The sequence below is a fragment of the Edaphobacillus lindanitolerans genome, from assembly GCF_900156305.1.
GTDB classification, from domain to species: Bacteria; Bacillota; Bacilli; order Bacillales_A; family Planococcaceae; genus Bhargavaea; species Bhargavaea lindanitolerans.
In genome coordinates, this window is the sequence record NZ_FTPL01000004.1 from 22,235 (window position 1) to 42,052 (window position 19,818).

Annotated in this window: 16 protein-coding genes; 9 read left to right on the forward strand and 7 right to left on the reverse strand. The window is 56.7% G+C overall.

Annotation, left to right across the window (positions count from 1 at the left end):
- Positions 1-51 precede the first annotated feature (51 nt).
- Positions 52-1,353 carry an NCS2 family permease gene (locus B0B07_RS12305; protein ID WP_076759346.1) on the reverse strand — a complete coding sequence of 434 codons (1,302 nt, stop codon included), beginning with the start codon at positions 1,351-1,353 and terminating at the stop codon, positions 52-54.
- 154 nt (positions 1,354-1,507) lie between these two features.
- Here B0B07_RS12305 and B0B07_RS12310 point away from each other — a divergent pair, with 154 nt between their 5' ends.
- Entirely contained in the window at positions 1,508-2,338 is an 831-nt protein-coding gene (locus tag B0B07_RS12310; protein ID WP_200805815.1) for an aldo/keto reductase, read from the forward strand.
- A gap of 139 nt (positions 2,339-2,477) precedes the next feature.
- On the opposite strand, the gene B0B07_RS12315 is transcribed toward B0B07_RS12310, so the two are convergent.
- From B0B07_RS12315 to B0B07_RS12325, 3 genes are read right to left on the reverse strand one after another with little or no spacing between them, the layout of a single operon-like run.
- Positions 2,478-3,356 (reverse strand): RluA family pseudouridine synthase, encoded by an 879-nt coding sequence (locus B0B07_RS12315; RefSeq protein WP_407643875.1) that lies wholly within the window; start codon positions 3,354-3,356, stop codon positions 2,478-2,480.
- A gap of 48 nt (positions 3,357-3,404) precedes the next feature.
- Positions 3,405-3,872 carry a thioredoxin family protein gene (locus B0B07_RS12320; RefSeq protein WP_076759348.1) on the reverse strand — a complete coding sequence of 156 codons (468 nt, stop codon included), beginning with the start codon at positions 3,870-3,872 and terminating at the stop codon, positions 3,405-3,407.
- Between the two features lie 3 nt (positions 3,873-3,875).
- Positions 3,876-4,301, reverse strand: a complete 426-nt coding sequence (locus B0B07_RS12325) for a disulfide oxidoreductase (RefSeq protein ID WP_076759349.1) — start codon at positions 4,299-4,301, stop codon at positions 3,876-3,878.
- 210 nt (positions 4,302-4,511) lie between these two features.
- Here B0B07_RS12325 and B0B07_RS12330 point away from each other — a divergent pair, with 210 nt between their 5' ends.
- Both B0B07_RS12330 and B0B07_RS12335 read left to right on the forward strand, forming a co-directional pair.
- On the forward strand, positions 4,512-6,056 hold the full coding sequence (locus tag B0B07_RS12330) for a carbon-nitrogen hydrolase family protein (protein ID WP_076759351.1): 1,545 nt from the start codon (positions 4,512-4,514) through the stop codon (positions 6,054-6,056).
- A 163-nt stretch (positions 6,057-6,219) separates the two neighbouring features.
- A complete protein-coding gene (locus tag B0B07_RS12335; RefSeq protein WP_076759352.1) occupies positions 6,220-6,540 on the forward strand; it encodes a hypothetical protein in 321 nt (106 codons plus the stop codon).
- A gap of 50 nt (positions 6,541-6,590) precedes the next feature.
- On the opposite strand, the gene B0B07_RS12340 is transcribed toward B0B07_RS12335, so the two are convergent.
- The 3 genes from B0B07_RS12340 to B0B07_RS12350 all read right to left on the reverse strand — a co-directional run bounded on the left by B0B07_RS12340 (position 6,591) and on the right by B0B07_RS12350 (position 9,508).
- Complete coding sequence (locus B0B07_RS12340; protein WP_076759354.1) at positions 6,591-7,151, reverse strand: hypothetical protein; 561 nt, start codon at positions 7,149-7,151, stop codon at positions 6,591-6,593.
- Positions 7,152-7,171: 20 nt separating this feature from the next.
- A complete protein-coding gene (locus B0B07_RS12345) occupies positions 7,172-8,050 on the reverse strand; it encodes a cation diffusion facilitator family transporter (RefSeq protein WP_076759355.1) in 879 nt (292 codons plus the stop codon).
- A gap of 111 nt (positions 8,051-8,161) precedes the next feature.
- Complete coding sequence (locus B0B07_RS12350) at positions 8,162-9,508, reverse strand: hemolysin family protein (RefSeq protein WP_200805816.1); 1,347 nt, start codon at positions 9,506-9,508, stop codon at positions 8,162-8,164.
- Between the two features lie 204 nt (positions 9,509-9,712).
- Here B0B07_RS12350 and B0B07_RS12355 point away from each other — a divergent pair, with 204 nt between their 5' ends.
- The 6 genes from B0B07_RS12355 to B0B07_RS12380 all read left to right on the forward strand — a co-directional run bounded on the left by B0B07_RS12355 (position 9,713) and on the right by B0B07_RS12380 (position 19,759).
- Positions 9,713-10,906, forward strand: a complete 1,194-nt coding sequence (locus B0B07_RS12355) for a class I SAM-dependent rRNA methyltransferase (protein ID WP_144264360.1) — start codon at positions 9,713-9,715, stop codon at positions 10,904-10,906.
- A 90-nt stretch (positions 10,907-10,996) separates the two neighbouring features.
- The gene (chrA, locus tag B0B07_RS12360) at positions 10,997-12,190 is read left to right on the forward strand and encodes a chromate efflux transporter (protein ID WP_076759357.1); all 1,194 of its coding nucleotides are present in this window, start codon (positions 10,997-10,999) and stop codon (positions 12,188-12,190) included.
- 502 nt (positions 12,191-12,692) lie between these two features.
- A complete protein-coding gene (locus B0B07_RS12365) occupies positions 12,693-14,441 on the forward strand; it encodes an ABC transporter ATP-binding protein (RefSeq protein ID WP_076759358.1) in 1,749 nt (582 codons plus the stop codon).
- Entirely contained in the window at positions 14,434-16,191 is a 1,758-nt protein-coding gene (locus B0B07_RS12370) for an ABC transporter ATP-binding protein (protein WP_076759359.1), read from the forward strand. The genes B0B07_RS12365 and B0B07_RS12370 overlap by 8 nt, the downstream gene beginning before the upstream one ends.
- Before the next feature lie 338 nt (positions 16,192-16,529).
- Positions 16,530-17,807 (forward strand): MFS transporter, encoded by a 1,278-nt coding sequence (locus tag B0B07_RS12375; RefSeq protein WP_200805817.1) that lies wholly within the window; start codon positions 16,530-16,532, stop codon positions 17,805-17,807.
- A gap of 260 nt (positions 17,808-18,067) precedes the next feature.
- Positions 18,068-19,759 (forward strand): serine hydrolase domain-containing protein, encoded by a 1,692-nt coding sequence (locus tag B0B07_RS12380; RefSeq protein WP_234982396.1) that lies wholly within the window; start codon positions 18,068-18,070, stop codon positions 19,757-19,759.
- Positions 19,760-19,818: the final 59 nt, after the last annotated feature.

Here is a 19,818-nt window from a genome sequence, read left to right on the forward strand (position 1 = left end):
CCTTGACACGAAGGATGCAGGCTCTTTTTATTGTGCTTATCCCGCCGGCCGTCAATGGGGCAGGAACAGAAGCTGATAGGCGAACATGATGGCGAAGACGTAGAGCAGGGGAGGAACCGCCCGCCATTTCCCGGTGACGATCTTGATGATCGGCCAGGAGATGAAACCGAGGGCGATGCCGGTTGCGATGCTCGACGTGAGCGGCATTGTCAGGATGATGAGGAAAGCCGGGAAGGCCTCTTCGAACGAGTCCCACTCAATTTCCTTCACCACGCCGATCATCAGGCTGCCGACAATGATGAGTGCCGGCGCAGTGATGGCCGCAACTCCCGAAAGCGCGCCGACGAGCGGACCGAAAAAGGAAGCGACGATGAACAGGACGGCGACAGTGACCGTCGTGAGGCCGGTCCGGCCCCCGACTGCGACACCGGAAGAAGACTCGACGTAGGCGGATGTCGGGCTTGTCCCGAACATTGCGCCGGCCGTGGCTGCTACGGAGTCGGCCAGAAGAGCGGGCCGGACGCGCGGCAGTTTGCCGTTCTTCAGAAGGCCGGCCTGCCTGGCGACGCCGACCATCGTGCCCGTCGTATCAAAGAGGGTCACCATAAGGAAGGCGAAGACGACTCCGTACAGGCCATGGGAGACGACATCCCCAATCGCAGTGACTGGGTTCCAGACGATGATTCCTTCCGGAAGATGGGGCATTTTCACGAAGCCTTCCGCGAACTTCAGCTGGCCGGTGAAGAATGCCGCAATCCCGGTGAGGGCCATTCCGATAAAGATGGCCCCGTATACATTTCGGGCCATGAGGATGACCGTCACCATCAGACCGAACAGCGACAGGAGGACGGGTGCGGACGTCAGGTCACCCAGCTTCACGAGATTCGTTTCGTGATGCGCGACGATGCCCGACTGGCGAAGTCCGATGAACGCGATGAACAGTCCGATGCCTGCGGTGATTCCATGTTTCAGATTTTGCGGGATGGAGTCGATCAGCTTTTCCCGGAGCGGCGTAAGCGACAGGATGACGAACACGATGCCCGCGACGAATACGGCAGAAAACGCCGTCACGTAATCAAGCGTTCCGTCGGAGGCGATGATGACCGAGGTGAAGTAGGCATTCAACCCCATGCCCGGTGCGATGGCGATCGGGTAGTTGGCGAACAGTGCCATCCACAGAGTCCCGATCACCGCTGCGATGATGGTCGCCATGAACACCTGGTCAAACGGAACGCCCGCATCACTCAGGACAATCGGGTTGACAATGATGATATAAGCCATCGTCAGGAATGTCGTCATCCCTGCGAGGACTTCTGTTTTGACGGTTGTCCCGTTTTCTTTTAACTGAAACATGGTGGATCCTCCTAAAAGACGAACAAAATTATAATCCATCCATTATAATATTCGTTTTGGGCTGGAATTTCAATTGGCAGTTGAAAATCGGAAAATTCGATTCCGGCCGTCTGCTCGGTTAAAATGGAATCAGCAAGGCGAGGAGGGATTTTGGATGGAACTGAATCTGCAATCGACAAAAACACTGGCAAACGGCGTGGACATGCCGCGGCTCGGCCTCGGCGTCTACAAGATGACCGACCCCGACGAGACGCTCCGGGCGATCGGGACGGCACTGGAAACCGGCTACCGGGCGATCGACACGGCCGCCGTCTATGGCAACGAAGCCCAGGTCGGCGAGGCTGTACGGGCATCCCGCATTCCGAGGGAAGACCTGTTCATCACGTCAAAAGTCTGGAACACCGACCAGGGCTACGATGAGACGCTCCGTGCATTCGAACAGTCGCTGGAAAGACTGAAGATGGATTATCTGGACCTGTACCTGACCCACTGGCCGATTGAAGGGAAATTCACCGATACATACCGGGCGATCGAGCGCTTGTATGAGGAGAAGCTGATCCGGGTTCCGGGCGTATCCAACCATCATCGGCATCATCTGGAGGAAGTGTTCGCCACGGCGAACGTCAAGCCGATGGTGAACCAGATCGAGCTTCATCCGTACTTGTCGCAGGAGGAGCTCCGTTCGTTCTGCCAGGAACAGGACATCGCCGTCACGTCCTGGTCTCCGCTTGCCCGCGGCCGCCTGCTCGATGAACCGGTCATCACCCGGATTTCGGAAGCGCGCGGCAAAGCGCCTGCCCAGGTGGTCATCCGCTGGCATCTCCAGCATGATCTGATCGTCATCCCGAAATCCGTGCATCCGGAGCGGGTGGCCGCAAACGCCGACGTATTCGACTTCGACTTGACGGATTCCGAGATGGAGGAAATCGACGGCATCAACCGGTTCGAGCGGACTGGCACGGACCCGGACAACATGAACTTTTGATGAATGAAAAAAGAGCCCCGGACCTTCCTTCATGGAGGTCCGGGGCTTTTTGCGGTGTCCCGGTATTCGTATGGAATAGACGGGCAGGCGTTCAAGCCCGTATGGTTCCCGGCAGCATGGATTGCGGTGTCCGACCCCGTCACTCGATCCGGCCGGATTCCTTCAGCCAGTCCGGCTGCACCGGGTCTTGGATCCGGTGCGGTTCTCCCGTAAATGGATGGGTGAACGAGAGGCGGTCCGCCTGCAGCCGGTATCCGGCCGGAGAAGGCCTGCCGCCGTATAGCGTGTCACCGATGATCGGATGGCCGAGGTGGGCGAGGTGGACGCGGATCTGATGGGTGCGGCCGGTGTCCAGGTCCAGGGATACGAGAGAAGTTCCGTTCCCTGCCCGGACCGCTTCATAATGGGTGACGGCTGTCTGTCCGCCGGGGGAGATCCGCCGCCTCGTCGCATGGTGGCGGTCACGGCCGATCGGCGCATCAATCGTGCCTTTCGGTCGGCGTAGGCGGCCGGATATTTCGGCCAAGTATGTCCGGCGGATGGCCTTCTCTTCAAGCATCCGGTCGAACAGGGCCTTGGCGACCGGATGCCGGGCGATGAGGACGAGACCCGATGTACCCTGGTCAAGCCGGTGGACATGTTCGGCATAGGGGCGTCCCTCTTTGAGAGAGCGTCCGGTTACCCGGTTCAAGAGCGTGCCGTTCCCGCCCGGGACATTCGGATGGACGGCGATGCCCGCCGGCTTGTGGACGACGAGGCAATGGCCGTCTTCGTAGGCGACCGTCAGATCTCCCTCTTCAGGCACATAAGCCGATTCGGTCTCCGGCACGTTCAGTGTCAGCACCACACCGGCAGCGAGTTCTTCGTTCCATCTCAGTTTTCCTCCGCCGGCAAGCGTGACGGCGCCGGCCATCCGGAGTTCGTGCACGATCTTCCGGCCGAGCCGCCATTCGTCGCGCAACAGCCGCTCCACGGTCATTCCGTCTTCCGTGATTTTGTAATCAAATTCAAACGCCAACGGGCCGCACCTCCTAAAAAAGGCCGCGCATGCTGCGCGGCTCTCATTTCACTTCGGATATTTTTCAAAAAATGCCCGGATGGTCTCGTCCGGCTGGGAGCCGACGATGCGATCCACTTCCTGGCCGTCTTCAAAGTGGGCAAGTGTCGGGGTCCCTTCGATGTTGTACTGGTTCCAGCCCTCTTCATATTCAAGGATGTTATACTGGACGATCTCCGCGTCCATGTCCTTGACAATCGGCATGAGGCGCGGCGTCATCTCTTTGCAGTGCTCACATTCCGGGCTGAAGAAATAGACGTTGACCGGTTCGCCGGATTCAATCTTTTTTTCCAGTTCGTCGGGCAGGATGATGTTCTGGTAATTTTCATCGTCGAGCTGGTCGATCGTCGACTGTCTCAGCTGCTTGTCCCCGTAGGGGCTGTCCGCCAGCTTCGACTTGTTCGCCTGGCTGTTCACAAAGACGAGCAGGGCGAGGAGGATGATGACCGAGCCTCCGATGATGAGCAGTTTCTTCATAGATTACTTCGACTCCTTCTGCCACTTCAGCATGAGGAAGCTGAGGACGGCGATGATGATGAATGCGGTCAGGGCAAGCAGCGGAATCGTGATGAACCCGAGCCAGTTGATGTATGCCCCCGTACAGCTCACTTGTCCGCAGGAAGGTGCGGATGACTGGAGGAACGGCACTTTCTGGATGCCGTAATGATAAAGGGAGACCGAGCCTCCGATGATCGACAGAGCGGCCGTGTAGGCGGCTGCACGGAAGTCTTTCCGGACAAAGGCGATTGCGCCGATGATGACGATCGGGTACATGAGGATCCTCTGGAACCAGCACATTTCGCACGGAATGAAGTCCTTCACTTCGGAGAAATAGAGAGAACCGGCCGTTGCAATGAGTGAAACCGTCCAGATGAAGAGAAGCGAGTTTTCTAATCTTTTTTCCACAGCGGGCCTCCTGATTGTTGGACTCCCTACGATTATAGAAGGAGAAAACGCGGGTGACAAAGGTTTTGCAAGCATCCGGGCCGGCAGATTCGGGGGATGGACACGATTTATTCACTTAATGGCATGCAGCTTCCCGCCCAGCGGGAAGTTTTCGGTTCAGGCCGTATCGGGGTATAATAATGGGTATTGGAACAGAAAGGGGGCTCTCCCATGTCAGAGCAATTTGATTTGTCTTCGTTTGAAAAAAGTATGGTGATCCGAGAGATGACCCGCGAGGACATCGACGCAATCCTGCGGATGCAGGACACGTGTTTCCCCGGGATGGATCCGTGGGAGCGCGGGCATCTTGAGAGTCATCTCGCCATTTTCCCGGAGGGCCAGTTCGTCGCGGAGCTCGACGGCCAGATCATCGGTTCCTGCTCCAGCCTCATCATCAACTTCGACGAATATGACGATAAGCATACGTGGGACGATGTGACCGATGAAGGATACATCACGAACCACAATCCGGACGGCTACAACCTGTATGGCATCGAAGTGATGGTCGACCCGGCCTACCGGCGGATGAAAGTCGGGCAGCGCCTCTACGAAGCGCGAAAAGACCTGGCGCGGAAGTTCAACCTGAAATCGATCGTCATCGGGGGCCGGATTCCGAATTACTATAAGCACGAAAAGGAAATGACCTCGCGTGAATACGTCGACGCGGTGTCCCGCCATAAAATCTATGATCCCGTGCTGTCGTTCCAGCTCATGAACGGATTCACGCTCATGCGGGTGAACCCGGACTATCTGCCGGACGACAAGGCATCCCGCAAATACGCGACGCTGATGGAGTGGAACAACATCGACTACAAGCCGCAGTCGAAGCGGCATTTCAAAACGAGCTATCCGGTCCGGATCTGTGTGGTCCAGTACCTGATGCGCCAGATTTCCTCGTTTGAGGACCTGGCCGGCCAGGTCGAGTACTTCGTCGATGTGGCATCGGATGCCCATTCCGATTTCGTCGTCTTCCCGGAAATCTTCACGACCCAGCTCATGTCCTTCCTCAACGAGCCGATTCCGAGCATCGCGGTCCGGAAGATGACCGAGTACACGGAGGAATACATCGAGCTGTTCACCGATCTCGCCGTCCGCTACAACGTCAACATCATCGGCGGTTCTCACTTTGTGAAGGAAGATGATGAGGAAATCTACAATATCGCCTATCTGTTCCGCCGTGACGGCTCGATCGAGAAGCAATACAAGATCCACATCACGCCGAATGAACGGAAGTGGTGGGGCATCAGTGCGGGCGACGCCGTCCGGGTCTTTGACACCGACTGCGGGAAAATCGCCATCCAGATCTGCTACGACATCGAATTCCCGGAGCTTGCGAGAATTGCAACGGACATGGGCGCGAACATCATCTTCACACCGTTCTGCACGGAAGACCGGCAGGGATACCTGCGCGTCCGGTACTGTGCACAGGCCCGCGCCGTCGAAAACCAGGTGTATACCGTCATTTCCGGTACGGTCGGCAACCTCCCGCAGACCGAGAACATGGACATCCAGTACGCCCAGTCGGCGATTTTCGCACCGTCGGACTTCGAGTTCGCCCGTGACGGGATTGTCGGCGAGACGAACGCCAATGTCGAGATGGCCCTGATCGGGGACATCGACCTGGAAATTCTCCGCCGCCAGCGGCAGGACGGCACTGTCAAGCAGCTGAAGGACCGCCGGCACGACGTGTACCGAGTGGAATACAAGAAAGACTGACTCACCTGCTGCCCTGGATGAACCGATATGGCCGTCTGTCCGAAAGTTGCCCGGATGGACGGCTTTTCCTGTTTTTTAGCTTCCTGTGATTGAATCCCTCAATATGGGGAATAATGAGTACATCAAGACATTTCGGAAAACAGACATCTGGGAGGAATCCAACATGGAAGCAAAGAGATGGATGAAGGCCGGAGCGGCCGCGCTGCTGTCGGTCGGCATGCTCGCCGCCTGCGGCAACAACAACGACGACAATGACGACACGGATGTAGACACGCCGACGGGAGACGTGGACCAGGCGCCGGAAGACGGCACGGGCACGAATACAGACACAAACAATGACACAAACACCGACACGGATACGGATACGAATACGGACACTGATACGGAATCGGACGAAGATACGGGAGACATGGACGGAACGGATACAACGACGGACGAAAATGATATGCTGGACAAAACGGACGAAGAAAACAACGGATCTTGATGAACTGAAAAATCCGGCATGCGGATCACACCGCATGCCGGATTTTTCGGTCATGACTCTTTTCTGACATACTTTCCGCCGGCATTCTGGACAGCGAAGATGATCGGCTGATAGCGCTGGATCATCACGCCCCTGTCAAAGCTGTACCGGGTTCCGTCCTTCATGAGGAAATCGACGGATTTCACGGTGAGCGTCCCGCCTTCCTTCGTGAGGTTTTCATCGACCTGCTCGAAGTCATCCCACTCGTACGTGTGGGATGTGAGCGAGAATGGCGGGCTGATGACGAACCGTTCCGGCGTGTAGTAGTAATAGTCTTTGGATGACAGAACAATGCCGAGCACGGCCACGAGGAGCAGGACGAGCGTCAGGATGACTTTCCTTGACGTCTTTTCCACTGTGGCAAAAACCATGAAGATGCCGGAGACGGCGAGCAACCCGACGCCGCCGGTGATGAGCGACCAGCCGGATGTGCCGATTGCCTGGGCCTCCCTTGTGATGAATCCGTTCTTGAATGGAAGCAAAAGGGCTGCAGGGCCGAAAATGGCCAGGATGAAAAAGATGACGGCCAGCGTAAACGAGACGACCCGCTTCTGATCGACAAAATCGTACATGACGGTAAGTTCCCCCTGATTTATCTATTGTCCGAAAGTTCCGGTTCTATATGTACGAGCACTGTGCTGAAAGGTTTCACGTTTTCCAGTCTTCGCTCGATTTCTTCTGTGATCCGGTGGCTTTCGATGACATTCAGCATGGGGTCCACTGTCACGGTCAGGTCGATGAACGCATGATTGCCGTGCATTCTTCCTTTGAATTCCTTGAGGCGGATGACACCGCTGACCGATTCGGCCAGCTTGGACAGTTCCTGACCTTCCTCTTCGTCAAAACCGTCTGTCAGGGTATACACGGCTTCTTTGAAGATGGCGCCTGCAGAAAGCAGAATCATGATGGCGATGATGATCGCGGTGATCGTGTCGATGATCGGGAAGCCGAAAATGGCGCCTGCAATCCCGGCCGCCGCGCCGAAGCTGACAAGGGCGTCGGACCGGTTGTCCAATGCGGCCGCCTTCAATGCCGCGCTGTTGATCTTCCTGGAAAGCTTGAGGTTGTACCGGTAGACGATGTACATGACGATCCCGCTTGCAAGTGCGATGAGTCCGGTAAAGAGGGAAGGGGCGGCCGTTTCTTCCTCGGCGAGCGACCGGATGGCGCCGATGAGGACCTGAAGGCCGACCGCCGCCATGATGAAGCTGGCGATGAGAGAAGCGATCGTCTCGGCACGAAGGTGGCCGTACCGGTGCTGGTCATCCGGGGGCTTCTGGGAAATCCGGAGCCCGACCAGCACCGCCACCGATGCGATGACGTCAGTCGTATTGTTGAGGGCATCCGCTTTCAGGGCGTCCGAGGCACCGAGCGTTCCGGCCGTATATTTGACCAGGCTGAGCACGACATAAGTCCAGATGCTGACCCAGGCTCCACGCTCACCTTTTTTTAGATTGGAATAAAGATCCATAGCGTCACCTCCGGACAATCCAGTATACCCTAAATGCCGCTGTCCCGTTTAATCCCGCCGTCTTTCAGAAAATAAAATAATCCCCGGACACCCATGGTCCGGGGATGTTGATCAGGATTCGGCTGCAGCAGCATGGTCTTCCAGCGACAGCTCGGGTTCAGGGTCCGCTTTCATCGTTTCGATATAGAGGATATGGTGCCCCTCCATGTCTTTTACGAGAAATTCATAGCCTTGCTCGATGATCCTCTCGCCTTTGACGACATCGAAACGCTTGGCCATGAACCAGCCTCCGATCGTGTCGATATCTTCTTCGTCGATATGGATGCCGAGAATGTCATTGATGTCTTCGATGAGCATCTTGGCATCGAAAATGTAGTGGTTCTCGCCGACGGCCTGGACATCCGGCACTTCGTCGACGTCGAACTCGTCCTGGATATCTCCGACGATTTCTTCGAGGATGTCCTCGATCGTGACAAGCCCGCTCGTGCCGCCGTATTCATCCATAAGCACGGCCATATGGATCCGCTCGCGCTGGATCTTCAGAAGAAGATCCCCGATCGGGATCGACTCGATGACCCGGATGACCGGCTGTGTAAAGTCCATCACTGGGCGTGTGCCGTTCGCCGGATCTTTGATGAACGCCGTGAGAAGATGCTTCATGTTGACGAGGCCGATGATGTGATCCTTGTCGCCGTCCGTGACGGGATAGCGCGTATACTGCTCGACGCCCATGACGTCGAACACTTCGCGGAGGGTCATCTCTTTCTCGACGGACATCATTTCAGTCCGGGGCACCATGATCTCCTTGGCGATCCGGTCGTCGAACTCGAAAATCTTGTTGACATATTTATATTCGGACTGGTTAATTTCACCGCTTTTTAAGCTGTCGGAGAGAATCATCCGCAGTTCTTCCTCAGAGTGTGCAGCTTCGGACTCGGACATCGGCTTGAGGCCGAACAGCCGGATCAGGCCCTGGGCCGTGCTGTTCATGCCATGGATGACCGGGTACATGAGCCGGTAGAAGGCGACGAGGGGTCCCGAAAAGTTGAGCGTGATCGCTTCCGCCTTCTGGATTGCAGCGGATTTCGGGGCCAGCTCGCCGACGACGACGTGAAGGAAGGTCACCGTTGAGAAGGCGATGATGAAAGAAAGGATCGACGCGACACTGCCCTGGATCTCGAACCGGTTGAACAAGGGATCGAGCAGGCGCTGGACGGTCGGTTCGCCGAGCCAGCCGAGGCCGAGGGCGGTAATCGTAATGCCGAGCTGGCAGGCAGAAAGATATTCATCCAGATTGGAGACGACTTTCTTAGCCCGCACGGCTTTGCGGTTGCCTTCCGCGATCAGCTGGTCGATGCGTGTTGTCCTGACTTTCACGATTGCGAATTCACTCGCGACAAAAAACGCGGTGAAGGCGATTAAGGCAGCAAATGCTGCCAATCGTATGGCAATGTCCAAATAAAGACTTCGTCCCTGACCCAAATGAGGGGGAGGACAAAGTGTACACCTCCTGTTAATAGAAAAAAGTTGTGAGTTACTTTAATTTTATATCCGGAGTCAAAAAAACACAATGGATAAACTACCCGGTCAGCCGCAGATTCGTCAAGGTGATGTCCGGCGTGCGATAATGGGAAGATGAACGAACAGGAAGGCGGAAGATGGATGAATATGAAAGAAGTAAAGGTGGACGCGGAAACAGCCGAATCCATCCGGAAGGGGCAGCCGCTCCTGCCGAAGGAGGCGGTGGCAGATCCGGCGATGCTCGGACGGGAAGGGACTCTCCTTAAAATCGTTGACCCGGCAGGACGGTATGTGGCGACCGGCTATCACGGGACCCAGAACAAGGGGGCCGGCTGGGTGCTCGCGACGAAAGAGGGCGAAGGGATCGACGCTGCGTTTTTCGCCCGGAAGATCAAAGAAGCGCTCGCCCGCAGGGAGTCCTTCTATGAGGATGCCGAAACGACCGCTTTCCGGGTGTTCAACGGGGAAGGGGACGGAATCGGCGGGATGACGATCGATGATTATGACGGCCATTTCCTGATCAACTGGTACAGCGAAGGGATCTATGCGATGCGCCGTCATGTTTACGATGCCCTTGCGGGTCTGAAGGAAGTCAAGTCGGTCTTTGCAAAGAAGCGGTTTGATTCGAAGGGGCAATACGTGGACGATGATGACTTCATCTATGGTGAAAAGCCTGATTTTCCGATTTTGGTAAAAGAGAACGGCATGCAGTTCGCCGTCGACTTGAACGACGGGGCGATGACCGGTATTTTCCTCGACCAGCGGGATGTCCGGAAAGCGGTCCGCGATGAATTCGCATCCGGGCGCAGGACGCTGAATGCATTCTCCTATACGGGTGCCTTTTCGGTAGCGGCGGCGCTTGGCGGAGCGGCGGGCACGACGAGTGTGGATCTCGCCAAGCGCAGCCTGCCGAAGACAATCGAGCAGTTTTCCGCAAACGGCATTGATTATGAGGCACAGGATATCGTTGTCATGGACGTGTTTGACTATTTCCGATATGCCAAGCGGCATGAAAAGGAATTCGATCTGCTGATCCTCGATCCGCCGAGTTTTGCCCGTTCCAAAAAAAGGACGTTCAGCGCGGCCAAGGACTATCCGAAACTATTGGAGGATGCGCTCTCTGTGACGGCAAAAGACGGAATCATCATCGCCTCGACGAATCACGCAGGCTTCGGCATGAAAAAATTCCGCGGCTTCATCGAGAAGGCATTCAAGGCTGCCGGGAGAAAATATTCGATCGAGCGGGAATTCCGGCTCCCGGCGGACTTCCGCACACATCGGCACCATATGGAATCCGATTACCTGAAAGTGGCGGTCATCCGGACACACGGCTGACGGTCAGATTGTTAAGGTTCTGTAAATTCCCTTTCCGGCAACGACTGCTTTGAGTAAGATGGGCAGGAGTGAACGGAAAGGGGTTTTTTGATGGAAAAGAAGAATAGGGGGCGGTACGGAGAGATTCTGTCGACTTCGCTGAAGCTTGGGCTGACGTCGTTCGGCGGGCCGGCCGCCCACATCGGTTATTTCAGGGATGAATATGTAAAGAAAAAGAAGTGGCTCGACGACCGGGCCTACGCCGACCTGGTGGCGCTCTGCCAGTTCCTGCCCGGTCCGGCCAGCTCCCAGGTGGGCATCGGCATCGGACTCATGCGCGGGGGGCTCACAGGCGCTTTCCTGTCCTGGTTCGGATTCACGATGCCGTCCGTCCTGCTGCTCGTGCTGTTCGCCTGGCTCGTCGGGGGCGGTTCGGGTTTTGACGCCGGATGGATCAGAGGGCTGAAGATCGTTGCTGTCCCGATCGTCATCCATGCGCTCATCGGGATGGGGCGGAACCTGACGCCGGATTGGCCCCGGCTGCTGATTGCCGCCGCCGCCGCAGCCGGGGTGCTGCTCATACCGACGGCGGCCGGCCAGATCGGACTCATCGTATTGGCTGGAGCCGCAGGATATGTGATTTACCGGAACAGGCAGCCGGCCGGTGCAGGAGATGGAGAAACACCGATCGCGGTCAGCCGCAAAACAGGCATTGCGGCATGGATCCTGTTCGTGCTGCTGCTCGTCCTTCTCCCGGCTGTCCGGGCGGCTGCCGGTCATTTGCTGGCCGTGATCCTGGATGTGTTCTACCGGGTCGGCTCGATCGTATTCGGGGGCGGGCATGTCGTCCTGCCGATGCTTGAGCGGGAAGTCGTACCTGCCGGATACATGGGTGCGGAGGCGTTCATTGCAGGATACGGCGCCGCCCAGGCGGTCCCGGGCCCGCTTTTCACACTGTCCGCCTACATCGGAATGACGATGGATGGCATCCCGGGGGCGCTTGTCGCCGTCGGGGCGATGTTCCTTCCGTCATTCCTTCTCGTCGTCGGCATGCTGCCGTTCTGGGCCGTGCTCAGAAACAGGCGGTGGCTGAAGGCCGCACTCAGCGGAGTGAACGCGGCGGTCGTCGGGATCCTGTTTGCGGCGCTGATCGATCCGGTTATTCCGAGCTCGATCTTCACTTTCTGGGATGCGGCCGCGGCTGCGGCAGGCTTTGCACTGCTGCAATTCGCGAAGCAGCCGCCCTGGCTTGTTGTGCTCGTGTCCGGGGTGCTCGGAGCGGCAATCCATATCCTTCAAGGGTGAATCAAACCGGTAAGGGGTGCATAGACTGTATTTGTTCTCATGCCGGGAATGCCAATTTGGTTATTTTTTCAGAATACAGTTGACAAGCCGAGCCACTTAACGGTAGGCTGTTAAAGTAACGGAACAATTATTAAAATTCTGCGGAAGGGAGGCATGAACGATGTTCAACTTTAAAGTGCGTACTGCCATCATCAAAAACAGCATATCGTCATGCCTGCCCGCCATGCGTCCCGTAATTTAATTCGGGAACCGCAGTTTATTTCCTGGGTCCGGCATGCCTGCCGGATCCTTTTTCAATGAGCGCGCCTCCTTGGACAGGGGGCGTGCTTTCTGTTTTTTTATGCGCCGTTATGGTGTGACCGCACGGAAAACAGCCGTGCGTTGCATAAACAACAATCCGGAAAGGAGAAATCGCGATGTGCATCGTGAAGGAAAGGAAAACTCTCATCAAGGAATCTAAAGAAGGCGGATAGGGTAATCCGTTTCGGGAAGAAGGGGTTTTATGTTTTCAGTATTGTTTAAACTTGACTGGTTCTTCAAGGAGAACTGGAAGCGGTATTCAGTGGCCCTCGTGCTGCTGACGCTCACAAACGTGCTCGTCGTCCTGCCGCCCTGGCTCATCGGGCGGGCAATCGACACGATGTACAAAGGGGACATGACGACGGGGTTCCTGTGGGGCTTCGCCGGGATCATGCTCCTCATCATGGCGGTCGGCTATGCATCCAACTTTGTCTGGCAGTACCAGCTGTTCGGCGGGGCAAATGTGATCGAACGGACGCTGCGCAGCCGGCTCATGCGTCATTTCTTGAAGATGACGCCGACATTTTATGAGAAGAACCGGACGGGCGATCTCATGGCCCGGTCGACGAACGACCTCCGGGCCATTTCCGAGACGGCCGGTTTCGGGATCATGACATTGATCGACTCCACGCTGTACCTGGCGACGATCCTTCTCACGATGGGCTTCATTGTTTCATGGAAGCTGACGCTTGCAGCAATCATCCCGCTGCCGATCCTCGCGATCATCATGCAGGTGCTCGGCAAGAAGATCCATGAACGGTATGTCGTCGCCCAGGACGCATTCGGCGATCTGAACGACGACGTGCTGGAGGCGGTCGCCGGTGTCCGGGTCGTCCGGGCGTATGTCCAGGAGCATGCGACCGAAGAAAAATTCCGCGCCAAGACCGAAGAAGTATATGAAAAGAACATCGCCGTCGAGCGGGTTGATGCGCTCTTCGCACCGACGTCGAAGATTTTGACCGGCGCCAGCTACGCGATCGGTCTCGGATACGGCGCATTCCTCGTGTCGACCGGTGATATGTCGCTCGGCAACCTGGTCACCTTCAACGTCTATCTCGGGATGGCCGTCTGGCCGATGATCGCGATCGGCGAGCTCATCAACGTCATGCAGCGGGGGAATGCCTCGCTCGACCGCGTGTCCGAGACGCTCGCGTACGAGGAAGACGTGAAGGATCCCGCCGACCCGAAGCATGCGGGAACCCCGGATGAGCTGGACTTCAATGAGGTCACCTTCCAGTATCCACAGTCAGCTGCGGTGAACCTGGACCGGCTCCGCGTCCATCTGGAGCGGGGCGGGACACTCGGCATCGTCGGCAAGACGGGGAGCGGCAAGACGACGTTCGTCCGCCAGCTGCTCCGCGAATATCCTGCCGGAAGCGGGGAGCTCACTTTCTCGGGCGTTTCGATCAACGACCTGACGAAAGACGAAGTGCGCGACTGGCTCGGCTACGTCCCGCAGGAACACGTCCTGTTCTCCCGCTCGATCCGGGACAACATCCTGTTCGGCAAGCCGGACGCAACCGATGATGAGATCGACGAAGCGATCCGGCTGTCGCATTTCCGCAAGGACCTTGCGATGCTGCCGGAAGGGCTGGAAACGCTCGTCGGCGAAAAAGGGGTCGCCCTGTCCGGCGGCCAGAAACAGCGGATCTCGATCGCCCGGGCGCTCATCAAAGACCCGGAAATCCTGATCCTGGATGACTCGCTGTCCGCGGTGGATGCAAAGACCGAGACGGCGATCATCCGGAACATCCGGGAAGGCCGGGAAGGGAAGACGACGATCATCACGACCCACCGGCTGTCGGCGATCGAACACGCCGACTGGATCATCGTGCTGGAAGACGGACGTGTGATCGAGGAAGGCACGCACAACATGCTCCTCGGGAATAAACGCTGGTACCGTGAGCAATTCGACCGCCAGCAGATCGGGGAGGTGGATTCGCATGAATAAAGGAAAACGGCTCGTCCGATATGCCGTCGGACAAAAAGGCTATGTCATCCCCGGCATCATCTGCCTGGCGCTCGCCGTCGCGGCAGACCTGGCCGGACCGCTCATCGCAAAGACCATCATCGACAACCATATTGCCGGAAGCGAGACGGGCGGCATCGAATTCGGTCCGATCGCCGGGCTGCTTGCCCTGTTCATGGGGCTCGCCGTCATCACGGCCATCTTCCGCTACTCCGAGTACCTCCTGCTTCAAAAAGGGGCGAACCGGATCATCCAGAAGATGCGCAATGAAGTGTACGGCAAGATCCAGACCTTGCCGATCCGGTACTTCGACAACCTGCCGGCCGGCAAGGTCGTCGCACGCGTCACGAATGATACGGAAGCGATCCGTGACATGTACGTGACCGTCCTGTCGCAGTTTGCGACGAGCTTCATGTATATGGGCGGTATCTTCATCGCGCTGCTGTGGCTGGATCCGAAGCTCGGCGGAATGATGCTTGTGCTCATCCCGGTGCTTTATGTATGGATGATCACTTACCGGAAATTCGCCTCCAAATACAACCGGATCATCCGGGGCAAAGTGAGCGACCTGAACGGGATGATCAACGAAGCCATCCAGGGCATGACGATCATCCAGGCGTTCCGCCGGGAGAAGCAGATGGAAGGAGAGTTCGAAGCGCTCAATGACGAGCACTTCCGCTATCAGAACAAGCTCCTGAAAATGGACTCCGCGACATCGTTCAACCTGGTGGATACACTCCGTTCGATGACGTTCCTCTTGTTCGTCCTGTATTTCGGAAACGTGGCGCTCACCGCGCCGCAGGCCATCTCGGTCGGTGCGCTCTACGCGTTCGTCGACTACATCACCCGCCTCTTCAATCCGATCACCGGCATCGTCAACCAGTTCTCCCGCCTCGAGCACTCGCTCGTCGCGGCGGAGCGGGTGTTCGAGCTGCTCGATCAGGAAGGGGAGACGGTGAGCGACAAGAAGATCGCCCGCTACCGGGGCAATGTGCGCTTTGAAGACGTATGGTTCGCCTATAAAGGCGATGAATACGTGTTGAAAGGCATTGACTTTGAAGCGAAGCAAGGAGAGACCGTCGCGCTCGTCGGGCATACCGGATCGGGGAAAAGCTCGATTATGAACCTTCTGTTCCGGTTCTACGATCCGTCCAAGGGACGCATCGTCATCGACGGCTCCGACATAACGAAACTGCCGCGGCAGACGATCCGCGACCATATGGGCATCGTGCTGCAGGATCCGTACTTGTTCACCGGAACGATCGAATCCAACATCAGCCTCGGCGACCCGCGGATCTCCCGCGAGCAAGTCGAACAGGCGCTGGAAGCGGTCGGCGGCGACCGTGTGCTGAAGCATCTGCCGGACGGCATCGACGCGCCGGTCGTGGAAAAGGGAAGCACCCTCTCTGCGGGCCAGCGGCAGCTCATTTCATTTGCACGTGCACTTGCGTTCGACCCGGCGATCTTGATCCTGGATGAAGCGACGTCGAACATCGACACCGAAACCGAAGAAATCATCCAGCATGCGATGGACGTCCTGAAAAAAGGCCGCACGACCTTCATCATCGCCCACCGCCTCTCGACGATCAAAAATGCAGACCGCATCCTCGTGCTCGACAAAGGCGAGATCGTGGAAGCAGGAAACCATGACCAGCTCCTCGCGTACGGCGGGCAATATGCCCAGATGTATAAGCTGCAGGCGGGAACGCAGGCAGCGGGGAAGAGCGGTTGAAGATAAGCATCTGTATAGGAAACAGCCCCGGCGAATCGGTTCGCCGGGGCTGTTTTTGAATCGAAGGGGGCCTGCCAAGGCGACTGCTTCTTGAGCGGTTCATGGGGACGGTGAGTGGCGGCATCCGCTGCCCGAGTGGTTTCCTGTTGAAGTTGAGTGGTTTCATAAAAAGCCCAAATTGTTTCATATCCGGTTTGAGTGGATTAGCATCGCGGAAGAGTGGGTCCGGCGGAGCAGCGTAACCGGAGTCAAGGCTCTGCCGCCGGTATTGCTTTTTATCTCACCGAATCGTATAATCCGAATGTCGAAATAAACGGAAAACGAAGGAGCTCCCTCCAATGATGGCCTGGCTCAAAGACTGGAAAACCAAAATTTCGGGGTTCAGCAGGAACGTGCGGCTGTTCATGCTGGCGAATATCCTCATCCAGGTCGGGATGGGGGTGTTTGCCGTCATGTACAACCTGTATATCAAGGCGCTCGGCATGCCGGAGACGGTAAACGGCAATGTCATCTCGATGACCGCGCTTGCGACGGCGATCATCCTCGTTCCGGCAGGCCTGCTGAGTGACCGGTTCGGCCGGAAATGGCTGCTCATCGGCGGATCCGGACTCACGGTGCTGACCTTGTTTTATCGGTCGGTGGAAACGGCGGAAGGCACGCTCGTCGCCGCCGCGTTCGTCACCGGCCTGACGATGGCGTTTTTACAGGTGTCGGGCGTTCCGTTCCTCGCGGAGAACTCCAATGCCTCGGAGCGCGTCCATCTGTTCAGCATCTATTTCTCGCTCGTCACTGTAGCGGGCGTCATCGGAAGCCTTGGCGGCGGAGTGATCGCGGACCTGCTCGAGAAAACATTCGGGCTGCCCGCGGTGGAATCGATCCGCTGGTCGCTCATTGCCGGCGCGGCAATCTTCACGGCCGGAATCGGGCCGCTGTTTTTCCTGTCGTCTGGTAAACATGCAAAGGAAGACAAAGAGGCGACCCCCGCAAGAATCCCCGAGCCGCCGTCCGAGGAAGATCCGGCAGACGCAGCACTCGGCCGAAACGCCAGGCTCATTTTCCATCTGGGTGTGGCCAACCTGCTCATCGGTTTCGGATCGGGTCTTGTCATCCCTTACCTGAACCTGTATTTCGCCAACCGGTTCGGGGCGTCGAACGCCTATATCGGGCTCATCCTGTCGCTCGGCTCCGCCATGACCGCCGTCGCGATGATGGTCGGCCCGGCGCTCGTCAAACGCGTCGGAAAGGTGAAGGCGCTCATCTTCTTCCAGCTCGCGTCGATTCCGTTCCTGTTCCTGACGGCCTACACGATGTCACTCGGCCTCGCCTCGCTCGGATTCCTCATGCGCCAGGCGCTCATGAATGCCGGCAACCCGATCCAGAGCGCCATCTCGATGGAGATTGTCCACGACAAATACAAAGGGCTCGCCAACTCCGTCAACCAGACCGTCTTCCAGGCCGGCTGGGCCGCGATGGGCCCCGTCTCCGCAGGTCTCGTCGTCGCATACGGATCCTACTGGGGTTATGCGTGGGCGTTCTCCATCACGGGCGTGCTGTATGTCATTTCGTCCACCTATTATTATGTGGTGTTCGGAAGGAGGAAGCTTGCGGGGGAGTGATGTTTCCGGGAAAAGGAAGGTTCGGTTATTTGATCATGGCATGTTAGAATAGACTGAAAACATAGGCTCTGGCAGTAAAATGTTGCCAGAGTCGGTTTGTGTGGAAAAAACATGCAGAGAGTGTGGTTTGATAATCGGTGAACGCACAGGGCACTCCACCATCACGTCTATTCGTTTATGCTGCTCTGATTTTCACAGTATTTCTGTTCCTCTTTCACCCCGCTGTTTCGGCATCCAAACAGCAAGAGCCGGAAAATCAATTGGCGGAATATCTGAAGGAGCATGAAGGGACTGCCGCGGGGGCAGCGGTGATTGTGATCAATGAAGACGAAGTCACGTATCGGATGATCGGGTTTGCAGACCGGGAGCGACAGATTGCGGTCGATGAGGAGACGGTCTTTGAATGGGGGTCTGTTTCCAAGCTTCTCGTCTGGATCAGTGTGTTTCAGTTGGCAGAGGCCGGGGAGATCCATCTGGATAAGGACATCGACGAATATCTGCCGGCGGATTTCCGTTCGAAAACATCGGACGGCCATCCGGTCACCATGAACCATCTGATGAATCATACGGCGGGTTTCGATGACAGTTACACGGATTTGATGGTGTTGGAACCGTCCGAAAAAGCGTCATTGAGAGAAGTGCTGGAAGCCGCCGATGTCCGGCAGGTGTTCCCGCCGGGGCAGGTCACGGCGTATTCCAACTATGGGGCGGGCCTCGCTGCTTACATCGTTGAAGAAGTGAGCGGGCTGGATTTCGGGGACTATGTCCGGTCTCATATTTTCGAACCCCTTCAAATGATGAGAACCGCCATCGATCCCGAGCAGGATGACAATCAATGGGTGAAAAAGCAGAGACGGAAGATCCAAGGGTATACAGAGGACCGGCAGCTGATCGAGCCGAACCGGTATGTGATCCCCATGTATCCGGCGGGAAGCGTCACGGGTATTGCTTCGGATCTGCAAAAGCTGATGCAGGCGTTGCTCAGTGAAGACGGCACTCCTTTGTTCAAACAGAAGGAAACGATCGAATCATTGTTCCGGCCTTCTCTGTTTTATCCGGGAACGGATGTGCCCCGGATCGCGAACGGTCTGTTTTTCCTGCCGTCCGCAAGCGGATCAACGCTCGGGCACGGCGGGAATACCCTTGCGTTCAGCTCCTCCATTTACGTGGACAGGGCGGTGGACACCGGTGTGTTGGTCATGACGAACACGGCGTATGAAAGTGCCCTCACACTTGGCATACCCGAACTTGTCTTCGGGGAGCCCCCGGTTCAGAACCGAAATCAACCGTTGGAAATGGCCTCAAAGTGGAGCGGGATTTATGAGCCGGCCCGTGTGCCGCGCCATGGATTCAGCAAAGTGTACGGCCTGTTTCTCAGAAGCAAGGCAGAACCCGCCGGCGCCCACGGTTTAACGATGAAAGGACTTCAATACACTCAGACGGAACCGGGTGTTTATGTAACTGAAGACGACTTCAGTGCCTTTGCGCTCGACGTCTATTCGACCGGACCGGAAGGGGATAAACTCCTGTCATCCGGAGTGAGCGACTTGCTCTACATCCCACGGTCACTGCATGTGTTCCAATGGGCGACGGTTGTACTGGCCGCTCTGGCCGGCTTATTTTCTTTCGGTTTCGTGATTGTCCTCCTTTTGAACAGGAAGCGGAATAACCGGCTCCTGCTGGTTCAGAACGGATTGAATGTGCTGGTGGGACTTAACGTCGTCTGGATCGTCTACAAAGCCGGATCAATGACCACCTATTCAGCCATTCAGCCGTTCCTGGCTGCCAATTTGCTGTATGTGGCCGGTTCAACGTTCCTCGGCTGCTGCATGCTTGTTCAATTGATAAGGAATAGACAGATCCATCAACGCGAGCGGTTGCTCCGGATCCTTACCCTAATCACCGCTGTCGTGCTGGGCGGGAATCTCTTATACTGGGAGTTTTACTTATAATCTAAACAGGTTATTTAAAATGTGATAGTTGGCAGGGAAGGATGTCAGGGACTGTGGTC